The organism is Ruminococcus turbiniformis, assembly GCF_020687545.1.
GTDB classification, from domain to species: domain Bacteria; phylum Bacillota; class Clostridia; order Lachnospirales; family Lachnospiraceae; genus Mediterraneibacter; species Mediterraneibacter turbiniformis.
Map to the genome: position 1 here is coordinate 81,144 of NZ_JAJEQX010000006.1, position 17,347 is coordinate 98,490.

Here is a 17,347-nt window from a genome sequence, read left to right on the forward strand (position 1 = left end):
GTTTACCAGTATCTCTTCTGGTACTGTGCAGAACCGAAGCCGAGAATCAGTGTGAACAGCGGTTCAAAGATCCACAGCCCGATAGCAAATGCAGTTCCCTTCCCGAAACTTTTTGCAAGATTCAGGCTGTAAAAAAGCGCAATCAGGACAGCCGCCGCCTGGCAGAGCGTGCCGGCCGCAGCGATGATTCCGATGCTGCTGTCCTCCAGCATGTTTCCCGCAAAATAAAAGATCAGATAGAACCAGAACATGTTTGCCGTCCAGGCAATCCGGTACGATATATAGTCGCTGTAGATCGGGATCACCGACTTCCATCCCGGCTGTCCTGCCTTTATAAACACCATCCATCTTGCAATCACGGTGAGCACAAACCAGAGCAGAAGCACGCTCAGGTAAACGATGCTGCCCACTGCGGAAAATACCGCTCCGAATATTGCTCCGATCATTGCTCCAATCATATCTGATTCCCCTCCTCATCCATTCCAAGCTTTTCTCTCACTTCTTTCAGACGTGCGAAAAACACTTCATAAAACGCGTTTTCATCCTGCGCCGGATATGCTGTCTCATAAAATCTTCTCAGCACATAGATCGTGAGAACATTTTTCTGCTCGTCCTCCAGACCGCCAAGCCCGTCTTCACAGCCGTTCAGAAAATCATGCCAGCTCTGTATATATTCCTCATACGACTTCAGATTCGGAATGCCGAGCCACTTCTTTATCTTCACTTTTCCCCGGTCCTGCTTCCTGCATTCATGGATCTGAATAAAATATCGAAATCCCTTTTCCTCATAATATCTGCCGAGAGGGAACAGACGGCACAGCCCCGGTCTGTATCCGTGAACCGAACAGCGCCCCTGCTCATTTAAAAAGCGGCAGGAATCCCTCTCCTTATCCATCTTCAGATTCGGGAGGATCATGCCGTCCGCAATGCCAAGCTCAATATATCCTTCTGTCATCAGTGCGGCAAAATCTTTCTTTATCCCTCTCTGAAGACGCCAGATATCCATCGGATCCAGCAGGATGGAGCTTCCCATCCCGCGGCAGCAGGCGGAACATCCCTCGCAGTCACGGCAGTCAGCCTTCACCATATCGCCGGAAGAATACAGTCTTCCGTCTGAAATCTCATTTAAATCCACATTTCGTTTCATAACCGTTTTTTCCTTTCCGAAACCGCCTTCCACCCTGTCCGCATGATCTTCAGAAGAATCCCCCTCACCGGAAAGAGTGCCATCCAGAACCGGAAGATCTGTTTCCACACCGCACTGCCGCAGTCGATCTCCTTTCCGTTCCGGATCAGCTTCACAGCGCGCGCCCTCACGCAACTTCTCGGAAACCAGCCGTCATAGTGACAGTTTCCGTCTCCCGCTGTCTGAAACTTCTCCGCCGTGATCCCGGTGATCCTGTGGAGCACATAGTTTCCGATGGCTGTTCTGAACAGGATAATATCGCCTCTTTTCAGGCTCTCCGGAGCGCACGCTTCAATCACGGCCTGATCGCGGCCGTGGCAGAGAAACGGCCACATGCTCATGCCGGTCACAGTAAAAACTGCCTGCCGTCCTTCGGCAAGCAGCTCTTCCACTGCAGAAAAGAGATTCTCCGAAGAAATCCACTGTTTCTCTTCTCTCAACTAAATCTCCTCCAATGCTCTTTCCAGCACTTCCACAGCCTCCTCATCCGGCCTGCATCTCAATCTTAAGACCGGTATTTCACCTGCAAAACCGCTGAGCAGATCCAGCATTCTCTCCGTCCGTCCCGCGTCCCAGGCCGGGCACTGTACACCGGAAAGAAGAGAAATCAGCGCCTCTTCTGCTCCAACCCGGCAGACTTCATTTTCCTCTCCCCGCTCAAGCTGAACAAACGCCCTGATCTGCACACTTCTGTTTATCTGTTCGCCGCTTGTTCCTGACCAGGGAAGCCCGTACCCGGTCCATCTTCCTTCCGTCTTTCTGCAGGATGCCCGGTCGCCGTTTAATATCAGCGCCTGCCTGCAGTCCCGCCACAACCGGGCATGTGTAGTCTTCCCCGTCCCCGAGGCGGCTGAGAGAATAAAGCCGCACCCGCGGTGCTCCACAAGCGCTCCGTGAAAAGTGAGCACTCCGCCGCTCAACGCGCAGGCAGGAAAAAGGTGCGTCAGATATTCAAACGCCATCTGCCCCGAACTCTTCGTGCAGTCTGACAGCAGCGCAATCTCATCCCACGCAGGACTTACGGAAAACGAAAGAAGACTCTCCCCGTTCTTCCTCCTTACATAGCGCCAGAGTGTACCATCGTCCTCTCTGCGGAACACCTGCCGGAGAAAAAATCCGTCCTGCACGCAGGACAGCTGTTCTCCTGCAGTATGCACGTTCTCCGCAGGGCGGTTCAGAAAGGTAAGTGCGTACGACGCATAAGGGGGCCTTTCATCCGGAATAAGATAAGGATCCAGCTTCCACTGCCAGCTGTCGCAGAAAGTACTGGATCCGAAGTTTTCAAATCTGCATTTCAGTCCTGCAAAGGACACCGTACATGAGGCAGCCATCCGTTATGACCAGTCCCCGGGGCCGCCTTCGATGACTGTCGTCCCTTCTCCCCGGAACGGGTTGCCGCTCTCTCCGCCCGCCGACTCAAGAATGCCGGTCAGCTGGGAGATCTGATCCGCCGTGGCAGGAGACTGATTCCCCAGACCGTCGTAATAGGTGACGTTAATCATATTCAGTGTGCAGGACCCCGCCGCGATCTGGAACGAGCAGTAGCCCTGTCCCGGCAGATCACAGTAGAGCACTGTTCCTGTGCCGTGATGTCCCCAGCATGTGTTCGCTACCTGCTCCTCATTTCTCATTGTCACGAATGTCATTGTCGGTTTCTCATATTTTTTCACTGTTTTCTTTCCCTCCTTAACAGTCTGGCCACTGCTTTTGTATCCCGGCAGACATATTCCGGGCAGCCTCCCGGATCGCCTGTCTCGGCATACCTGGACGCACAGCAGCAATTGCATATATTCCGGTCTTCACATGTACCGCATTTTTCATTCATCTTGGGAAGTCTAACACCGGCAGGAAAGTCCCTCCACGCTTCGGAAAACCCTTTCGCGAGTACGTCCTGGGAAAAAAGTCCCATCATCTGACAGCCCAAAAGCTGTCCGTCCCAGGAGATCGTGTAGCTCTGCATTCCCGCGTCGCATCCGAACAGAGAAACACGGGGATTCCGTGCTTTTTCCTGAGGACTTTCCTGATAGACGGCCCTCAGATTCTTCTCGTCAAAGGACTCTCCGACCTGCTCTCTGATTCTGCGGATTCCTCTGTGAAACGCAAGCTTTACATTTTCTTCCGGGGCAAGCCTGTGCGAACGCACATCCGCGCAGCCTCCGCGCACCGACTGAGTGATGATCCTTGTCTGTACTACATTATATCCGATTCCGAATTCTTTTTCCACTAATTTACAGATATTATCGAAATCCGAATAATTTTCCCTGATGATCGTTGTCCGGAATTCCATTGCCGAGGGAAGCTCTGCAAGGCGTCTGGCACCTTCCAGCACTCTCTGAAATGCATCCCCGTTTCCGCACACTTTCCTGTAAGTTTCCGGACTGGCTCCGTAGATCGTCACGCCGATTCTGTGGGGCGGATATTTTTTCAGAGTCCGCATCACACGGTCTGTCACAAGAGAAGCGTTTGTGTAGAGTGTAATCAGAAATCCCTGCCGGTATATGCCCTCCCATATCTCGCAGAAATCCGGGCGCAGCATCGGCTCTCCGCCGGTGATCAGAAGGCTTAACGTTCCCGCGTCCGCTGCCTGCTCCGCCATGTCGATCCACTGTTCCGCGCTCAGCTCTCTCCGGATGATCTCTTCGTTTTCCGAATCATCGTGCCGGAACAGGCACATTTTGCAGTGAAGGTTGCACCGCACCGTCAGTTCAAACGTCCCGTCCACAGGGCAGCGCTGCGGCATCTCGCTGAGAATGGCCGGATGCTCCTTTCCGGTCAACGCGCTCATCGCTCTTCCTCCCGCTTTACGATAACCATACCGTTTTCCACAAGCTCTCTTAAAAAGCTCTCCGCATCCTCTTCCGCCTCTTTTTCAGGAAGCCCGTAGTTCTCCGTCAGAGTCCGGGCCAGCTCCTCCCTTGTGCACGGCGAGGAGAGCTTTTCCCAAAGGCAGAGCGCGCTCTCATTGATCCGGATATACCCATTGAAATTTGCGATATTTCCGCCGATCGAAATGAGAACTTCCTGTCCTGCCACAGTCCTGTGTATGTAGTTTTCTTTTCGCTGAAATGTCTCTGTATGATTCATCTTTTCCCGCTTTCCCAAAAACACCGGTACACGGGAGTGCAAAACCGCACTCCTGCGCACCGGCACAGTTTAGTCATTATATCCGTTCGGGTTCTGGCTCTGCCATCTCCATGCGTCCTCGCACATCTCTGCCAGTCCTCTCTCAGCCACCCAGTGAAGCTCTTCCTTCGCCTTTGTTGCATCGCAGTAGCATGTCGCAATGTCACCGGCGCGGCGCGGCTTGATCTCGTAGGGGATCTCCTTACCGCATGCCTTCTCGAACGCCTTCACCATGTCGAGTACGGAATAGCCGTTTCCTGTTCCCAGATTGTAAATGGATACGCCCGCCTTTTCTTTCAGCTTCTCCACGGCGCGCACATGTCCGACAGCAAGGTCAACCACATGGATGTAATCGCGAACCCCGGTTCCGTCCGGCGTGTCGTAATCGTTTCCGAACACGCCCAGGCGCTCAAGCTTGCCGATGGCTACCTGTGTGATGTACGGCATCAGGTTGTTCGGGATTCCCTTCGGATCCTCACCGATCAGGCCGCTCTTGTGGGCTCCGATCGGATTGAAGTAGCGAAGCAGCACCACATTCCACTCCGGGTCCGCCGTGTGAAGATCTGTAAGGATCTGCTCCAGCATCCACTTTGTCCATCCGTACGGGTTCGTACACGTCCCTTTCGGACACTCCTCTGTGATCGGGATAAACGCCGGATCCCCGTATACGGTTGCAGAGGAGCTGAAGATGATGTTCTTCACACCGTGGTTTCTCATCACGTCGCAGAGATTGATCGTTCCTCCGATATTATTCTCGTAATATTCCAGAGGCTTGTGTACAGATTCGCCGACCGCCTTGAGTCCTGCGAAGTGAATGACAGCCTCCACATCCTCTTTGTCAAACACTTCGCTTAACGCCTCTCTGTCACGGATGTCAACTTTGTAGAATCTCAGGTCCTTTCCGGTGATCTCCTTCACCCGCTCCAGTGATTTCTCGGATGCGTTATAGAGATTGTCCACGACTGCCACGTCATATCCCGCATTTAATAGCTCCACGCATGTATGGCTGCCGATGAACCCGGCTCCGCCTGTTACTAAAACTGACATATGAAATTCCTCCTTAAAATGAAAGCTGTCTTTTTCGTTTCTGTGCACATTATAGCACCCGGCGGCTCAAATAGCTTTATACTTTTCACTCATATTTTAGTAAAAATGTTGCATGCCAGCTACTATTCCCACAGCTTCTGCGGATAAACTCCTTCCTCTTTTAATGACTGAACCGCAGCCACAACGACCGGCTTGTCTTCTTTGTATGTCACGCCGTACCACTTGTCCTCGGATTCGAGCACTCTTACGGCTGCACGGTCTTCTGAGAGCAGATCGCTTACCACCGCCGGAAGATAATATTCGCACTTCATCGGGTTTTCTTTGATTCCCTTCTCAAGGAACGCCGGGAATCCCGCCCTGATCTCATCCAGCATGCTGCGGGTGAATCCCCACATGTTCATGGACACAAGCGTCTCGCCGTCGATAGGAGTCCATGTGCTGCCTCCGTCCTCGGAGTAGGCGATTCCGCCGTCTCTCTTTTCGATCCGCGTGCGCTCTGTCACGCTTACAAGCTCCCGGTCCGCATTCAGCTCGCAGATTCCTCTGGAGACATACCCGTTGTCCGTCACTGTATTTTTCAGACGGTAGCCCACCATCGTATAGCGGTATTTGTCATCGTCCTCGTGTGTGGTCAGATACTCGTAGATCGCCTCGAATGCGTGGCGTCCGTAGTAATCATCCGCGTTGATCACCGCGAAAGGCCCGTCGATCTCATCGATGGCACTCAAGACGGCATGCGCGGTTCCCCACGGTTTCACACGTCCCTCCGGCACTTCAAACCCGTCCGGAATATTGCTGATATCCTGGTACACATATGCGACTTCCATCACTTTCTCGATCCGGTTTCCGACAGCCTCCTTAAAGTCCGCCTCGTTTTCTTTCTTGATGATAAATACGACTTTCTCAAATCCTGCGCGTTTCGCATCATAGATTGAAAAGTCCATAATAATATGTCCCTCGCTGTCCACGGGATCGATCTGTTTGAGTCCCCCGTAGCGGCTTCCCATTCCTGCTGCCATAATGACCAAAGCCGGTTTCTTCATGATTCTCTCTCCTCCTGTGAATCCTTCTTTTTCCGTACGGCATGTATCCCTGTTTTCAAACAGCGGATTTTCACACCGGTGCTCTTATTGTAAGATAAACAAAGTGAATTGTAAAGAAGAGTCTCCTCGTTTTCCGCTCCGCCGTCTCACTTCATACTTGAAAAAAAGAATAAAAAATAGTATAAATAATATGTTTGAGATAACGGGATTTTCAAATATGAAAATTCACTGCTGAAAAAGGAAAGCAAAAACAACTGTATGAAAGGATATCTGAACATATGAATCAAAACAAGAAGAAAAATGGAAACCCGCTCCTGTTCGTCTACCGCATTCTCCAGGGTGCGCTGATCGGGCTTGGCGCCGTACTCCCGGGTATTTCCGGCGGTGTGTTAAGCGTCATTTTCGGAATTTACAAACCCATCATGGAACTTTTATCTAATCCGTTTAAGAACTTCAGAACCCACGTTCCTCCGCTTATTCCGGTCCTGATCGGCGGCGCGGTGGGATTTCTGGGCGTGGCGAACATCCTGTCCTTTTTCCTCGAGAAATACCCGGATCCTTCGGTCTGCGTGTTTATCGGACTGATTACGGGTATGCTCCCGTCTCTGTTCCGCGAGGCCGGGGAACAGGGCCGCAGCAAAGGCTCCTGGATTTCACTTGCCGTCTGCATGTGTGTAATCTTTGCAGTCCTGATCGGCCTGCAGCTGACTTCCATCGAAGTGACGCCGAATTTCGGCTGGTATCTGTTCTGCGGATTCTGCCTTGCCTTGAGCATTATCGCCCCCGGCATGAGCTTTTCCACGCTCCTGATGCCGCTCGGACTCTACACGCCGTTTGTGGACGGCATCGGACACTTTGACTTAAGCATCCTTATTCCGGCAGGAATCGGCGCACTGGCAACGGTAATCTGCCTTGCAAAAGCGATCAACGCACTGTTTGAAAACTTCTACTCTATCGCCTTCCACGGCATTATCGGCATTGTCATCGCTGCAACGGTCATGATCATTCCGGTATCCGGCTTCACAAACCCGGGAACCGCTGTGGTGAATGCGGTCTGCATCATCGCCGGCATTGTCATCGCACTTGCCCTTGACAGGTTCAACAGCAGAGTGACGGTGGAGTAATATCTGCAGCGGATTTACAAAAATTTAACACGCCAGCGCTTGACTGTAAAGTTTCTTTACCCCCTATAATTGTATCAGAAAGCCGACCAAAGAGGCAGGTTCATTACGATTGCAGGGGGTTTTTTATGACTGTAAAAGAGATCGAAGAGCGCCTGGACATTTCCAGGGCGAACATCCGCTTCTATGAGACAGAGGGGCTCATCCACCCGTCCAGAAAGCCCAACGGATACCGGGACTATTCGGAGGAAGACATAAGGACGCTTGAACTGATCCGTCTCCTCCGTGCCCTCCATGTGGGGCTTGGCGAAATCCGGGGCATTGTCTCCGGGGAAGTATCCCTTTCGGACGCCCTTCTCGCTCACATGAAGCATCTGGAGCATGAAAAGGAAGACATGTCTGCCTGTCTGGAAATCTGCCGGCAAATCTGCGTGGACGCCCCGTCCCGGGACAGCATCGATACCGGGCGGTATTTCCATATGCTCGGGCCGTCAAAGCTTGCCGGATCACCGGAGCTTACGGAAGATGCCGTAGAGAAAGTGAATGCCCCTTTCCGGCGCTTTTTTGCCCGTCTTTTTGATCTGAACCTCTATATGCTTGCGTGGAACGCGGTGATCTCCCTTATCTTTCACCTGGGCAGTTCAGATCCGGGCGTGATCCGTGCTGTCCTCTCCATTCTGTTTCAAATCGTCTCTGTAGTTCTTGCCGAGCCGGTTCTGCTTTCACTGACCGGCACAACGCCTGGCAAATGGATTCTCGGGCTGAAGGTCACAGCTCCGTCCGGCGGAAAGCTGAGTTATAAAAGTGCCAGAGAGCGGACGTGGGGAGTAATCCGGTACGGATACGGCTTTTTCCTTCCCGTGTATGATCTGATCTGCCAGTACCACTCATACCGTACATGCAGAAACTCGGAATATCTCCCGTGGGAGGACCGCTCTGTCCTTCTTCTGAAAGTCTCAGGAAAAGCCTCGGCAGGACGTCTGCGCACAGCCTGCTATATCGGCTGCATGACACTGGTTGCGGCGGCGGATTTTCTCATTGGCCAGTCCGCTGCTCTTCCGCCGTACAGAGGGGATATCACAGTGGAAGAATTCACGGAAAATTTCAATCACGCCCAGAGCTTTTATGGAGTCGATCATCAACTCAACCTGCCGGAGACTGGCCTTACCAACGGAGGAATGCCCGCCGACTCGGCTCTGTTTCTTAAAGAAGATGGAACATGGGAGAAAGTGCAGGGAAGATCCTACATGGGGGCGAAGCCATACGCGTCGCTTCCGGAACTTGAGTTTACCGAAGAAAACGGCATTATGACCGGGATGGAATTCTCCGTGTCCTGCTCAGGCGAGGATCTGACCGTCTCCTCTTATGGAGACCTGATGGCTCTGTCCGCCATCTCCTTTGTCTGCGCCCGGGATACGTACTCACTTTTCTCTGTCCTGCCGGAGCGTCTGTATCGGGAAATCACCCGAAATGGGGATGATTTTTCCGGCTTTTCCCTGTCTGAGGCGGGCATAGATATATCGTGCTGCATTGAATTTTCCGGATATAACATCACGCCGGTACGGTACGGCACCGGGGATGTTCTCGTACCGGCATACGGGGAGACACCGGAGTTTCATCTGACGTTTACGATGGGAAAAGAAAAATCAGAGTAATTTATACAGATGTATATTATTGGGGACGTAGCAAAATTGAATTTTACTACGTCCCCAAATCGCACATTTTATTACTGTCTTTTCACATTAAACGCCCCAAAGCCCGGATATACCGCGCTCTCTCCCAGCTCTTCCTCGATTCTTAAAAGCTGGTTGTACTTGGCCACTCTCTCGCTCCTGCTCGGCGCGCCGGTCTTGATCTGGCATGTATTGAGCGCAACTGCCAGATCCGCGATCGTCGTATCTTCCGTCTCGCCTGAACGGTGGGATGCGATCGCCGTATACCCCGCCTTGTGCGCCATCTTGATCGCCTCCAGTGTCTCGGATACTGAGCCGATCTGGTTGAGCTTGATCAGGATCGAATTGCCGCATCCCATGTCAATTCCCTTTTTCAGTCTCTCCGTATTTGTCACGAACAGGTCATCGCCCACAAGCTGAACCCGGTCTCCCAGCTCTTTTGTCATCATCTGCCATCCCTCCCAGTCTTCCTCGTCAAGACCGTCCTCGATGGAACAGATCGGATATTTGTCCACAAGAGATTTCCAGTGTTCCACAAGCTCTGCGGACGAGAATTTCCTGCCGCACTTCGGGAGCACATACTCTCCTTTCGCGCTGCCCTTCCACTCACTGGAAGCCGCGTCCATGGCAAGCACAAAATCTTTTCCCGGCTCATATCCCGCCTGGCGCACCGCCTCGAGAATGTACTCGATGGCTTCCTCGTCACTGGCAAGATCCGGAGCGAAACCGCCCTCATCGCCGACCGCGGTTGCAAGGCCCTTTGCCTTTAACAGTGACTGAAGCGCATGAAATACTTCCGTGCACCACCTTAAGCCTTCCCGGAAACTTTCCGCCCCGACAGGCATGATCATAAACTCCTGCACATCGACGGTATTCGCCGCGTGTGCCCCTCCGTTTAAAATATTCATCATCGGAACCGGGAGACGGCTGCCGTTTATTCCTCCAAGGAAGCGATACAGCGGAATATCAAGAGAATATGCCGCCGCCCTTGCGCATGCGATGGAAACTGCCAGAATCGCGTTTGCACCGAGTTTCGACTTGTCCTTTGTTCCGTCAGCCTCAATCATCGCCCTGTCAACCGCGTAAATATCTGACGCGCTCATTCCTTTCAGTGTATGGCTGATCACTGTATTGATATTTTCCACTGCTCTGGAAACGCCCTTTCCGCCGAATTTTGTCTTATCGCCGTCGCGCAGCTCCAGCGCTTCAAACTCACCTGTCGAAGCTCCGCTCGGCGCGGCTCCCAGCGCCACGGTGCCGTCCGCCAGATGTACTTCCGCTTCCACTGTGGGATTTCCTCTTGAGTCAATGATCTCCCGTCCGATTACCTTTTCAATCTGCAAATAATCCATACCTTTTTCCTTTCTTATGCGGAACGTCCTTTTGCCCCGGTTCAGGGATTACGGAGCAAAGGAGTTCGCATGATTCATTCACATATAGTTAGCTTTAACTAACTATATGTATCATACCAGAAGAGCCCGCGGCATTCAACTCTTTTATTGAAATTAATTCTCAATTTCCTCGTTCTTCAGCATATCAACCGACAGGATTTCCGGAAGGCCCGGACTTCTGAATCGCCGGTAAAAAATAAAACGGGATACACCGCGGCAGGTGTTTTTCTCCTGTCACAGTATATCCCATTCTGGTAAATCCTATGCTCCGTTGTTTTTTCCCCGTTTTCCTTCTGTCTTTTTCCCCTGTCTGCGCCGGCCTGTCTTTTTCTTTCTCACACTGTACCCGAACGTACCGAGTTTTTTCCCGAGATCCAGGTACTCTCCATGAGAATAAGCGATCAGCCCGGTGCCTGTAAGGTCAAACCTTCCATTTTCATCCATATATTTCTCATCCGCCTGTACGGCAGTCACTTCCGCGAGAAACATATGATGGCTCCCCAGTTCCTGGATGCTTTTTACTCTGCACTCGATATTGACAGGGGCCTCGGCGATCACCGGCGCATATTCAAGCGAAACGGCCTTCTCCGCTGTCAGACCGCATTCCTTCCACTTGTCTGTGTCCCGCCCCGAACGAACTCCGCAGTAATCAGCCGCCCTTGTCAGCTCCCGGGTCGTCAGGTTGATTACGAACTCTCCTGTCTCTTTTATCATATGGTAAGAATATCTCTCTGGTCTGACAGAGATATAAACCATAGGAGGATTTGTACAGACAGTTCCGGTCCACGCAATGGTCAGAATATTGCTCTCTCCGTTTCTGTCCGCCGCGCTCACCATAACGGCCGGGAGGGGATAAAGCATGTTCCCCGGTTTCCATATCTGTTTTGCCACAGTATTCCCAGTCTCCTTCCTTCATTCAGGTTCCATCCCGCAAATCCCGTACTCACACGGGTTCCGTCTCTTAAAACTTCTTACTGCTGGAGCGCTCCCACAAGGGTAGGCACAAGCTGTTTCTTTCTTGAGACAACCCCTCTCAGCATGATCGCGTCCGTATCATCCGGAAGATCAAAGGCCGTCAGTATTTTTTCACGCGCCTCCGGCCCGCAGCAGAGCAGTTCCGAGGACTCTGTGATAATATTGGTCAGCATAAAGAAAATCATGTTCAGTCCGTGGCCTGTTCTTGCCTTTTCCAGATGCGGCTCCACAATTTCCCGGATCTCTTTCAGTTCGTCCGCGCTCATGGAATTCACCTGTCCGACGCCGAATACGGTGTCGTTGACTGTAAACTGCTTGAAATCGAGGAAGCAGATCTCCTCCGCACTCTTGCCCTTCAGGTTGCTTCCCGCATTGAACATCTCCTGTGCCAGCGGTTCGATCTCGATTCCCGCGATCTCTGCCAGTTTGCGCGCGGTGTTCTCGTCCATCTTTGTGCATGTCGGGGAACGGAACATCAGCGTGTCCGATATGATCGCAGCACAGAGCAGCGCGGCATTGGTCGGATCAGGGGTAAGCCCCGCCTCCTGATACATCTGATAGATAATCGTTGCCGTACACCCCACCGGCTGGTTGCGGAAGAAGACCGGCCCCATCGTCTCGATACTGCTCAGTCTGTGGTGGTCAATAATCTCAAGAACATCCGCTTCCTCAATGCCTTCAACCGCCTGGCTTTTCTCATTGTGATCCACAAGAATCACCTGCTTCTTTCTCACATTGAGAAGACGCCTGCGGGAGAGCAGTCCGACAAATCTGCCTTTGCCGTCTATAATCGGGAAGTCACGGAAACGCTTTCTTGCCATTACTTCCTTCACGTCGTCTACATAGTCCTTCATGTTAAATGTCACAAGATTATTTCTTGTCATAAAGTATTTTACCGGAATACTCTGATTGATGTGCTGCGCCGCGGTGAATGTATCATGATGCGTCCGGATAATCACGATCTGCTTCTCCTCCGCCTGGCGGATAATCTCCTCGGAAACCGGCGCGTTCTGGCACACAACCATGCAGCTTGCCTCCATGTCAACCGCACACTGCTGCGCATCCTTTCTGTCACCCATGATAACCAGATCATCCTTGCTTATAAAGTCCGACATAAGGATTCTGCTGGACGCCGCGATCGCCACCTTTCCGTTCAGGAGATAGCTGTGCTCATTTCCCGTAAGCACCTCGCCTTCCACTGCTCTGGCGATATTTCTGTACTGCGTCCTTGCCTTGGAAATAATCGTGCTGTCGTAGACTTCCATATACGTTCTCGCGATATCGCCGAGGGTGATGACACCTTCCAGTTTTCCGTTTCTTGTCACCGGAAGTGTATGGATATTAAACTCCCTCATCTTCTCCCATGCAGTCCGGATCGAAACACTGTCTTTTAACCCTTCCACTTCCTTCAGTTCAAGATCTTTTACCTGCTCTCTTAAATCCGACAAAAGCTTCGGCACCTTCACTCCGAAATGCTCCAGTACAAACTGCGTCTCCTCGTTTAACTGTCCTGCTCTTCTCGGCTCGTGCGTCTGTCCGGTCAGCTTCGTCTTAAGCGCGGCATATACGATGGCGGAGCAGATTGAATCCGTGTCCGGATTTTTATGCCCCACCACATAGATTTTTCTTTCTTTCTCTCTGGCCATATTTATCAGCTCCTGTAAGTAATACTTCATACTTGTCCCGCCTGACGCGGAACCCGTTAAATAAAGCTTGCCATTTTTTACCCCTTTCGTCAACTTGTTTTTATTTTCATACAATGTCTTGACATGAGCAGTTGTTTTTTTTCCCTTCTTTATGGTATACTAGTTGCATTGAAATACGTAACAGTTCAGCTCGCGCCATTCGCAAAGCCGCACTTTCGTGCTTACTGCGGCTACGCCGCTGCTTTGCTCATAAACTGGCGCTCAGCTCATAGAACTGCCCGCTCGAAAAATCATGCAAGCATGATTTTTTCTCCCGGGCGCCCCTATGGCTGAACTGTTACTGAAATACTAAGTAAGTTGAGGTGCGGTACAATGAGTGAAGAAATCAAAGAAGAATTACAGACAAATGAAACTGTTGAGGAGCAGGCTTCTGAAGCTGCCGGTTCCGCTGCTGCAGAATCTGCTGAAGCGGAATCTGCGGAGACAATGGCTGATTACGAGGATCATTTTGATGATGCCAACCCCTGGAACAGGGTCACAGAATATATGGAAAATCAGACCGTTCTTCCCGTAAAGGTAGAAGGAGTCGTAAACGGCGGCGTCATCGTTATGGTAGAAGGCCTGAGAGGATTCGTTCCGGCATCCAAGCTCTCCCTCTCCTACATCGAGGATCTTGAGACTTACCTCCTGAAAGATATCGAGGTACAGGTTATCGATGTGGATCAGGCGAACAACCGTCTCGTTCTCTCTGCGCGCGAGCTTCTCAAGAAAAAAGAGAAAAGAGCCCGCGAGGAACAGATCGCGAACCTGAAGATCGGAACCGTTCTTAAGGGAACTGTCGAGACACTTCAGAACTACGGAGCTTTCGTCAAGATGGAAAACGGCCTGTCCGGTCTGGTTCATGTATCCCAGATCTCACAGAAGCGCGTGAAAGTTCCGTCAGACGTCCTGAATGTAGGCGATGAAGTAGACGTAAAAGTCATCGGCATCAAAGACGGCAAAGTGAGCCTCAGCATGAAGGCACTTGAGGAGCCGAAGGAAGAGCCTCAGGAGAAAGTCGTAATTCCGAAGAGCGAAGAGATCGGCACAAACCTCGGAGATCTTTTCAAAAACCTGAAGCTTTAATTATGACAGATAAAAGGTACCCGCATGGGATGTCAGATTCATTCCGTGCGGGTACCTTTTTTTACCGTGCAAACAAAAAGAACGCCGTTTCAGGCGTCCCTCACAGTCTCTCTTATGTATCTCTATCTCTTACACACATACGCTTCCGAGGATCTCTTCCAGCGCATTCTTGCTGCTCGTGTGGCACCGGACCACATCCGCATTGCACCGCCCCGCCTCTTCCACAGCACAGCGCACCATCTTGTGCGAAACCGTGTTTGTAAACAGCACAATCAGATCCGGGCTTCCGATCTGTTTTGCCAGACTGGCCGACATCTGCGTGAACACTTTTGCCTTACAGTTAAACCGCTTACAGATTTGCTTATACTGGCAGACCATACGGTCGTGGCCGCCGATAATGACAACACTCATATGAAACCTCCTGAAGCATGATGTTTTATTATTTTTTCGATTAGTTGCATGTACTTTTAGTTAGCTTTAACTAACTTATAGGTATATAATACACTATGGCAAACAAAAAGGCAAGCAGTTTTTTCCTGCCGCATCTGTGATTTTCCAATCATGGATGCGGCAGTTATTATCTCTATGCTTCCGGCACCTGAAATCCATCGAAAAGGATCTCGCACCCTTTTCCGACCCGGCTGAATATATTTACAATCCGTGTCATGACATCCGGATATTTCTCTTTTGCCGTCACAACAAGAATCTTTGTGTTTTCCTCAGCAAATTCTGCTTTTTCCACATCTTCCATTCCGAGGATTTCTTTGAGTATGTCCTCTGCCATCTTCTCAGTAATTTTCTTCGTTAACCGATAGTATCTTCCCATTGCAATGCCCTCTTTCTCTCTTCTGATATTTTCTGTTCCGGCCTTATTATAGCGCTCCCGCGGTATATCTGTCAAAGAGCTTTGTTCCCGCCGCGCACATCCACAGATCCGCAAGCATCTGCGCGTCATCTGCACAGGACTTGATATCCTCTGTCCCTGTGATCTCCTGCGCCGTTTCAAGATCCATCATGCCGATTGCCGTCTGAATCTCTCCGTTCTCCGTTTCTTTCGGATATGTCCATCGGATCTGCTCTGCATTATCGATAAGGGCCAGCAAAAGCACTGCCTTTGTCTGCATTTTCTGATTCCACGCATCCGGATCAGCACACTCCTCCTGGAATGCAAGGGTCAGCCCGTAAGGCTCGCTCTCTGTCTGAAGGATGAGCTCAAACGCGCCCAGCTCCTGCACATATACAGCATTTAAGGCATCCATATCCGCCGCGTTGTCCCCGATATAAGGGGTTGCCGCTTCCTGCATGATTTTCACCGCAGGCGGAACTGCATACGCAGCTTCCAGCTCTTCCGCCGTGCGCTCTGACACTGCCATCCGCCAGATCAGTTCGCCGCCGTTTGTCCGCTGCAGGTCATTCTGCCAGTAAGCTCCGCTGTTCCTGTCTGAGAGTTCTTCCGCAGAGACACCGTACACAGAGGCCGTGCCGTCCGGATAATCTCTCGCCAGATGAAAGGCCGCAAGGACAATATCATCCTCATGAGAAAGCGCACGTTTTTCCGCTCTTTCCTCCACACAGAAATCTTCCATGAATCCGCCCGGCTCACTGCCCGACAGGCTTACACTTCCGATTGTCCGTGAAACACCGGCGGGGAATCCTGCAACACTAAGCCTTGTGTCCATCGCCCAGCGGGCCGTATCCTCCAGATCAAGCGTACGTTCCAGGACAAACGTTCCTTCCGCGGGCAGCCGGTTTTCTCCGTCTCCGATTTCAAACACATCGATCAGTCTGTACCCGGCCAGTTCCCCATCGACCCACAGTTCACAGTAAAACGCTGCGCTTTCGCTTCTCCGGTCCATGCGGTAATCGATTCCGGCAGAAAGCTGTTCCGTAGGGTTCTCCAGGCTTCCGCTTCTTACATATCCTCCGTAGGACAGTCCGGAGCCGGGCCCCGTTCCGTTTGTAACCAGCACTGCCAGAAGTACAATCCCGCACACTGCCGTCGTCCGCCGCACAAAACCGCTTCTCTTCCGGAACCGCAGGATATTCTTTACTCTCGCTTTCACCGCCGACTCTCCAAATGCCAGTATCCCTGCGGACGGCTGCCTGTTCACGGCAAGCCCCAGAAGACACCGGCTGTACTCTTCCTTTGATCCGGTACCCATCCGCTCCATCACGCAGTCGTCGCAGCTCATTTCCATATCGGCAGACATAAAACGGAAGGCCGCCCACACAAGAGGATGGAACCAGTATACGGCAAGGAGAAGCATGGAAACAAACTTGACGATATGATCCTTCCTCCGGATATGGCACCGTTCATGGAGAAGAATCATCGTCCGCTCCTCGTCTGACAGGCCAAACGGAAGATAGAGCACCGGACGGAAAATTCCCATGACAAAAGGCGAGGGAATTGCGTCGCACTCGTACACGTCGTCTTCAAAGCGGACTGCCTGGAATGTCAGCCTCCTGATCCTAAGCCAGCAGACCATCTCGTACCCGAGGAAAGCCACAGTTCCGGCAATCCACACAAGCGCGAGAATGTCCAGAGGAGATGCCGGGAATCCTGTCCCGGACGCCGCCTCTGCCTGATCCTGCCGCGCAGCCTGCGTCTGTTCCTCTTCCGGCTGCCCCTCCTGTGCCGCCTGCACCTGTGCCTCTCCTGTCTGATCTTCCTGTGCTGCCTGCGCCTGTGTCTCTTCCGGCTGGCCCTCCTGTGCTGCCTGCGCCTGTTCCTCTTCCGGCTGATCCTGCTGCTCTAACATCTGCTCCGGCACAAGCCATACCTGCGCGTTTCCCTCCGTCTGTACGGGTTCAAACACCTCCATGTTAAACAGGCTGATCCCGCTCTCCACAGACCACGGGCACACGAGCCGGAAGGCTGCCGCGAGCCAAAGCGCATACAGATACTTTCTCGGTGTCTTTCTGAACAGCAGCCTCAGAAGAAGAATCACAAGTATAACGATCCCCGCAGCCACGGACATGTTCAGTATTGTAATGAATATTTCACGGAGCAGTTCCAT

General features: G+C 51.8%; 18 protein-coding genes. 3 read left to right on the forward strand and 15 right to left on the reverse strand.

The features are described from left to right. Nucleotides 1–2: 2 nt before the first annotated feature. The 9 genes from LKD70_RS05025 to LKD70_RS05065 all read right to left on the reverse strand — a co-directional run bounded on the left by LKD70_RS05025 (nucleotide 3) and on the right by LKD70_RS05065 (nucleotide 6,399). Nucleotides 3–458: a DUF5684 domain-containing protein gene (locus LKD70_RS05025; protein ID WP_227706941.1), complete on the reverse strand. Its 456-nt coding sequence runs from the start codon at nucleotides 456–458 to the stop codon at nucleotides 3–5. Next, complete coding sequence (locus tag LKD70_RS05030; RefSeq protein ID WP_227706942.1) at nucleotides 455–1,147, reverse strand: YkgJ family cysteine cluster protein; 693 nt, start codon at nucleotides 1,145–1,147, stop codon at nucleotides 455–457. Before LKD70_RS05030 ends, LKD70_RS05025 begins: the two co-directional genes overlap by 4 nt. Further along, nucleotides 1,144–1,626: a S24/S26 family peptidase gene (locus LKD70_RS05035; protein ID WP_227706943.1), complete on the reverse strand. Its 483-nt coding sequence runs from the start codon at nucleotides 1,624–1,626 to the stop codon at nucleotides 1,144–1,146. The genes LKD70_RS05030 and LKD70_RS05035 overlap by 4 nt, the downstream gene beginning before the upstream one ends. Further along, nucleotides 1,627–2,517: a hypothetical protein gene (locus LKD70_RS05040; RefSeq protein ID WP_227706944.1), complete on the reverse strand. Its 891-nt coding sequence runs from the start codon at nucleotides 2,515–2,517 to the stop codon at nucleotides 1,627–1,629. 3 nt (nucleotides 2,518–2,520) lie between these two features. Then, on the reverse strand, nucleotides 2,521–2,856 hold the full coding sequence (locus tag LKD70_RS05045; protein ID WP_227706945.1) for a hypothetical protein: 336 nt from the start codon (nucleotides 2,854–2,856) through the stop codon (nucleotides 2,521–2,523). Further along, nucleotides 2,853–3,971 carry a radical SAM protein gene (locus LKD70_RS05050; RefSeq protein ID WP_227706946.1) on the reverse strand — a complete coding sequence of 373 codons (1,119 nt, stop codon included), beginning with the start codon at nucleotides 3,969–3,971 and terminating at the stop codon, nucleotides 2,853–2,855. The genes LKD70_RS05045 and LKD70_RS05050 overlap by 4 nt, the downstream gene beginning before the upstream one ends. Continuing rightward, nucleotides 3,968–4,270 (reverse strand): PqqD family protein, encoded by a 303-nt coding sequence (locus LKD70_RS05055; RefSeq protein WP_227706947.1) that lies wholly within the window; start codon nucleotides 4,268–4,270, stop codon nucleotides 3,968–3,970. Before LKD70_RS05055 ends, LKD70_RS05050 begins: the two co-directional genes overlap by 4 nt. Before the next feature lie 69 nt (nucleotides 4,271–4,339). Further along, the gene (gene galE, locus LKD70_RS05060; RefSeq protein ID WP_227706948.1) at nucleotides 4,340–5,356 is read right to left on the reverse strand and encodes a UDP-glucose 4-epimerase GalE; all 1,017 of its coding nucleotides are present in this window, start codon (nucleotides 5,354–5,356) and stop codon (nucleotides 4,340–4,342) included. 122 nt (nucleotides 5,357–5,478) lie between these two features. Then, a complete protein-coding gene (locus LKD70_RS05065) occupies nucleotides 5,479–6,399 on the reverse strand; it encodes a nucleotidyltransferase family protein (RefSeq protein WP_227706949.1) in 921 nt (306 codons plus the stop codon). Between the two features lie 278 nt (nucleotides 6,400–6,677). Here LKD70_RS05065 and LKD70_RS05070 point away from each other — a divergent pair, with 278 nt between their 5' ends. Both LKD70_RS05070 and LKD70_RS05075 read left to right on the forward strand, forming a co-directional pair. Next, nucleotides 6,678–7,523, forward strand: coding sequence for a DUF368 domain-containing protein (locus LKD70_RS05070; protein WP_227706950.1), 846 nt, complete (start codon nucleotides 6,678–6,680; stop codon nucleotides 7,521–7,523). Between the two features lie 125 nt (nucleotides 7,524–7,648). Further along, nucleotides 7,649–9,175 (forward strand): MerR family transcriptional regulator, encoded by a 1,527-nt coding sequence (locus LKD70_RS05075; protein ID WP_227706951.1) that lies wholly within the window; start codon nucleotides 7,649–7,651, stop codon nucleotides 9,173–9,175. A 71-nt stretch (nucleotides 9,176–9,246) separates the two neighbouring features. Here LKD70_RS05075 and eno read toward each other — a convergent pair whose 3' ends face one another. The 3 genes from eno to LKD70_RS05090 all read right to left on the reverse strand — a co-directional run bounded on the left by eno (nucleotide 9,247) and on the right by LKD70_RS05090 (nucleotide 13,235). Beyond that, nucleotides 9,247–10,545 (reverse strand): phosphopyruvate hydratase, encoded by a 1,299-nt coding sequence (gene eno, locus LKD70_RS05080; RefSeq protein ID WP_227706952.1) that lies wholly within the window; start codon nucleotides 10,543–10,545, stop codon nucleotides 9,247–9,249. Nucleotides 10,546–10,845: 300 nt separating this feature from the next. Beyond that, nucleotides 10,846–11,475, reverse strand: a complete 630-nt coding sequence (locus tag LKD70_RS05085; RefSeq protein ID WP_227706953.1) for a flavin reductase family protein — start codon at nucleotides 11,473–11,475, stop codon at nucleotides 10,846–10,848. 80 nt (nucleotides 11,476–11,555) lie between these two features. Further along, entirely contained in the window at nucleotides 11,556–13,235 is a 1,680-nt protein-coding gene (locus tag LKD70_RS05090) for a putative manganese-dependent inorganic diphosphatase (protein WP_407690906.1), read from the reverse strand. 342 nt (nucleotides 13,236–13,577) lie between these two features. On the opposite strand from LKD70_RS05090, the gene LKD70_RS05095 reads away from it, so the two are divergent. Continuing rightward, nucleotides 13,578–14,330 (forward strand): S1 RNA-binding domain-containing protein, encoded by a 753-nt coding sequence (locus LKD70_RS05095; RefSeq protein WP_227706954.1) that lies wholly within the window; start codon nucleotides 13,578–13,580, stop codon nucleotides 14,328–14,330. Nucleotides 14,331–14,459: 129 nt separating this feature from the next. On the opposite strand, the gene LKD70_RS05100 is transcribed toward LKD70_RS05095, so the two are convergent. The 3 genes from LKD70_RS05100 to LKD70_RS05110 all read right to left on the reverse strand — a co-directional run bounded on the left by LKD70_RS05100 (nucleotide 14,460) and on the right by LKD70_RS05110 (nucleotide 17,347). Beyond that, on the reverse strand, nucleotides 14,460–14,741 hold the full coding sequence (locus LKD70_RS05100) for a DUF2325 domain-containing protein (protein WP_227706955.1): 282 nt from the start codon (nucleotides 14,739–14,741) through the stop codon (nucleotides 14,460–14,462). 172 nt (nucleotides 14,742–14,913) lie between these two features. Then, nucleotides 14,914–15,231, reverse strand: coding sequence for a hypothetical protein (locus LKD70_RS05105; protein ID WP_227706956.1), 318 nt, complete (start codon nucleotides 15,229–15,231; stop codon nucleotides 14,914–14,916). After that, complete coding sequence (locus tag LKD70_RS05110) at nucleotides 15,203–17,347, reverse strand: M56 family metallopeptidase (protein ID WP_265104754.1); 2,145 nt, start codon at nucleotides 17,345–17,347, stop codon at nucleotides 15,203–15,205. The genes LKD70_RS05105 and LKD70_RS05110 overlap by 29 nt, the downstream gene beginning before the upstream one ends.

Coding starts and splice junctions, on each gene's coding strand:
- LKD70_RS05025 (WP_227706941.1), bottom strand. CDS start 458: ATGATTGGAGCAATGATCGGAGCAATATTCGGAGCGGTATTTTCCGCA.
- LKD70_RS05030 (WP_227706942.1), bottom strand. CDS start 1,147: ATGAAACGAAATGTGGATTTAAATGAGATTTCAGACGGAAGACTGTAT.
- LKD70_RS05040 (WP_227706944.1), bottom strand. CDS start 2,517: ATGGCTGCCTCATGTACGGTGTCCTTTGCAGGACTGAAATGCAGATTT.
- LKD70_RS05050 (WP_227706946.1), bottom strand. CDS start 3,971: ATGAGCGCGTTGACCGGAAAGGAGCATCCGGCCATTCTCAGCGAGATG.
- LKD70_RS05055 (WP_227706947.1), bottom strand. CDS start 4,270: ATGAATCATACAGAGACATTTCAGCGAAAAGAAAACTACATACACAGG.
- galE (WP_227706948.1), bottom strand. CDS start 5,356: ATGTCAGTTTTAGTAACAGGCGGAGCCGGGTTCATCGGCAGCCATACA.
- LKD70_RS05065 (WP_227706949.1), bottom strand. CDS start 6,399: ATGAAGAAACCGGCTTTGGTCATTATGGCAGCAGGAATGGGAAGCCGC.
- LKD70_RS05070 (WP_227706950.1), top strand. CDS start 6,678: ATGAATCAAAACAAGAAGAAAAATGGAAACCCGCTCCTGTTCGTCTAC.
- LKD70_RS05075 (WP_227706951.1), top strand. CDS start 7,649: ATGACTGTAAAAGAGATCGAAGAGCGCCTGGACATTTCCAGGGCGAAC.
- eno (WP_227706952.1), bottom strand. CDS start 10,545: ATGGATTATTTGCAGATTGAAAAGGTAATCGGACGGGAGATCATTGAC.
- LKD70_RS05090 (WP_407690906.1), bottom strand. CDS start 13,235: ATGAAGTATTACTTACAGGAGCTGATAAATATGGCCAGAGAGAAAGAA.
- LKD70_RS05095 (WP_227706954.1), top strand. CDS start 13,578: ATGAGTGAAGAAATCAAAGAAGAATTACAGACAAATGAAACTGTTGAG.
- LKD70_RS05100 (WP_227706955.1), bottom strand. CDS start 14,741: ATGAGTGTTGTCATTATCGGCGGCCACGACCGTATGGTCTGCCAGTAT.
- LKD70_RS05110 (WP_265104754.1), bottom strand. CDS start 17,347: ATGGAACTGCTCCGTGAAATATTCATTACAATACTGAACATGTCCGTG.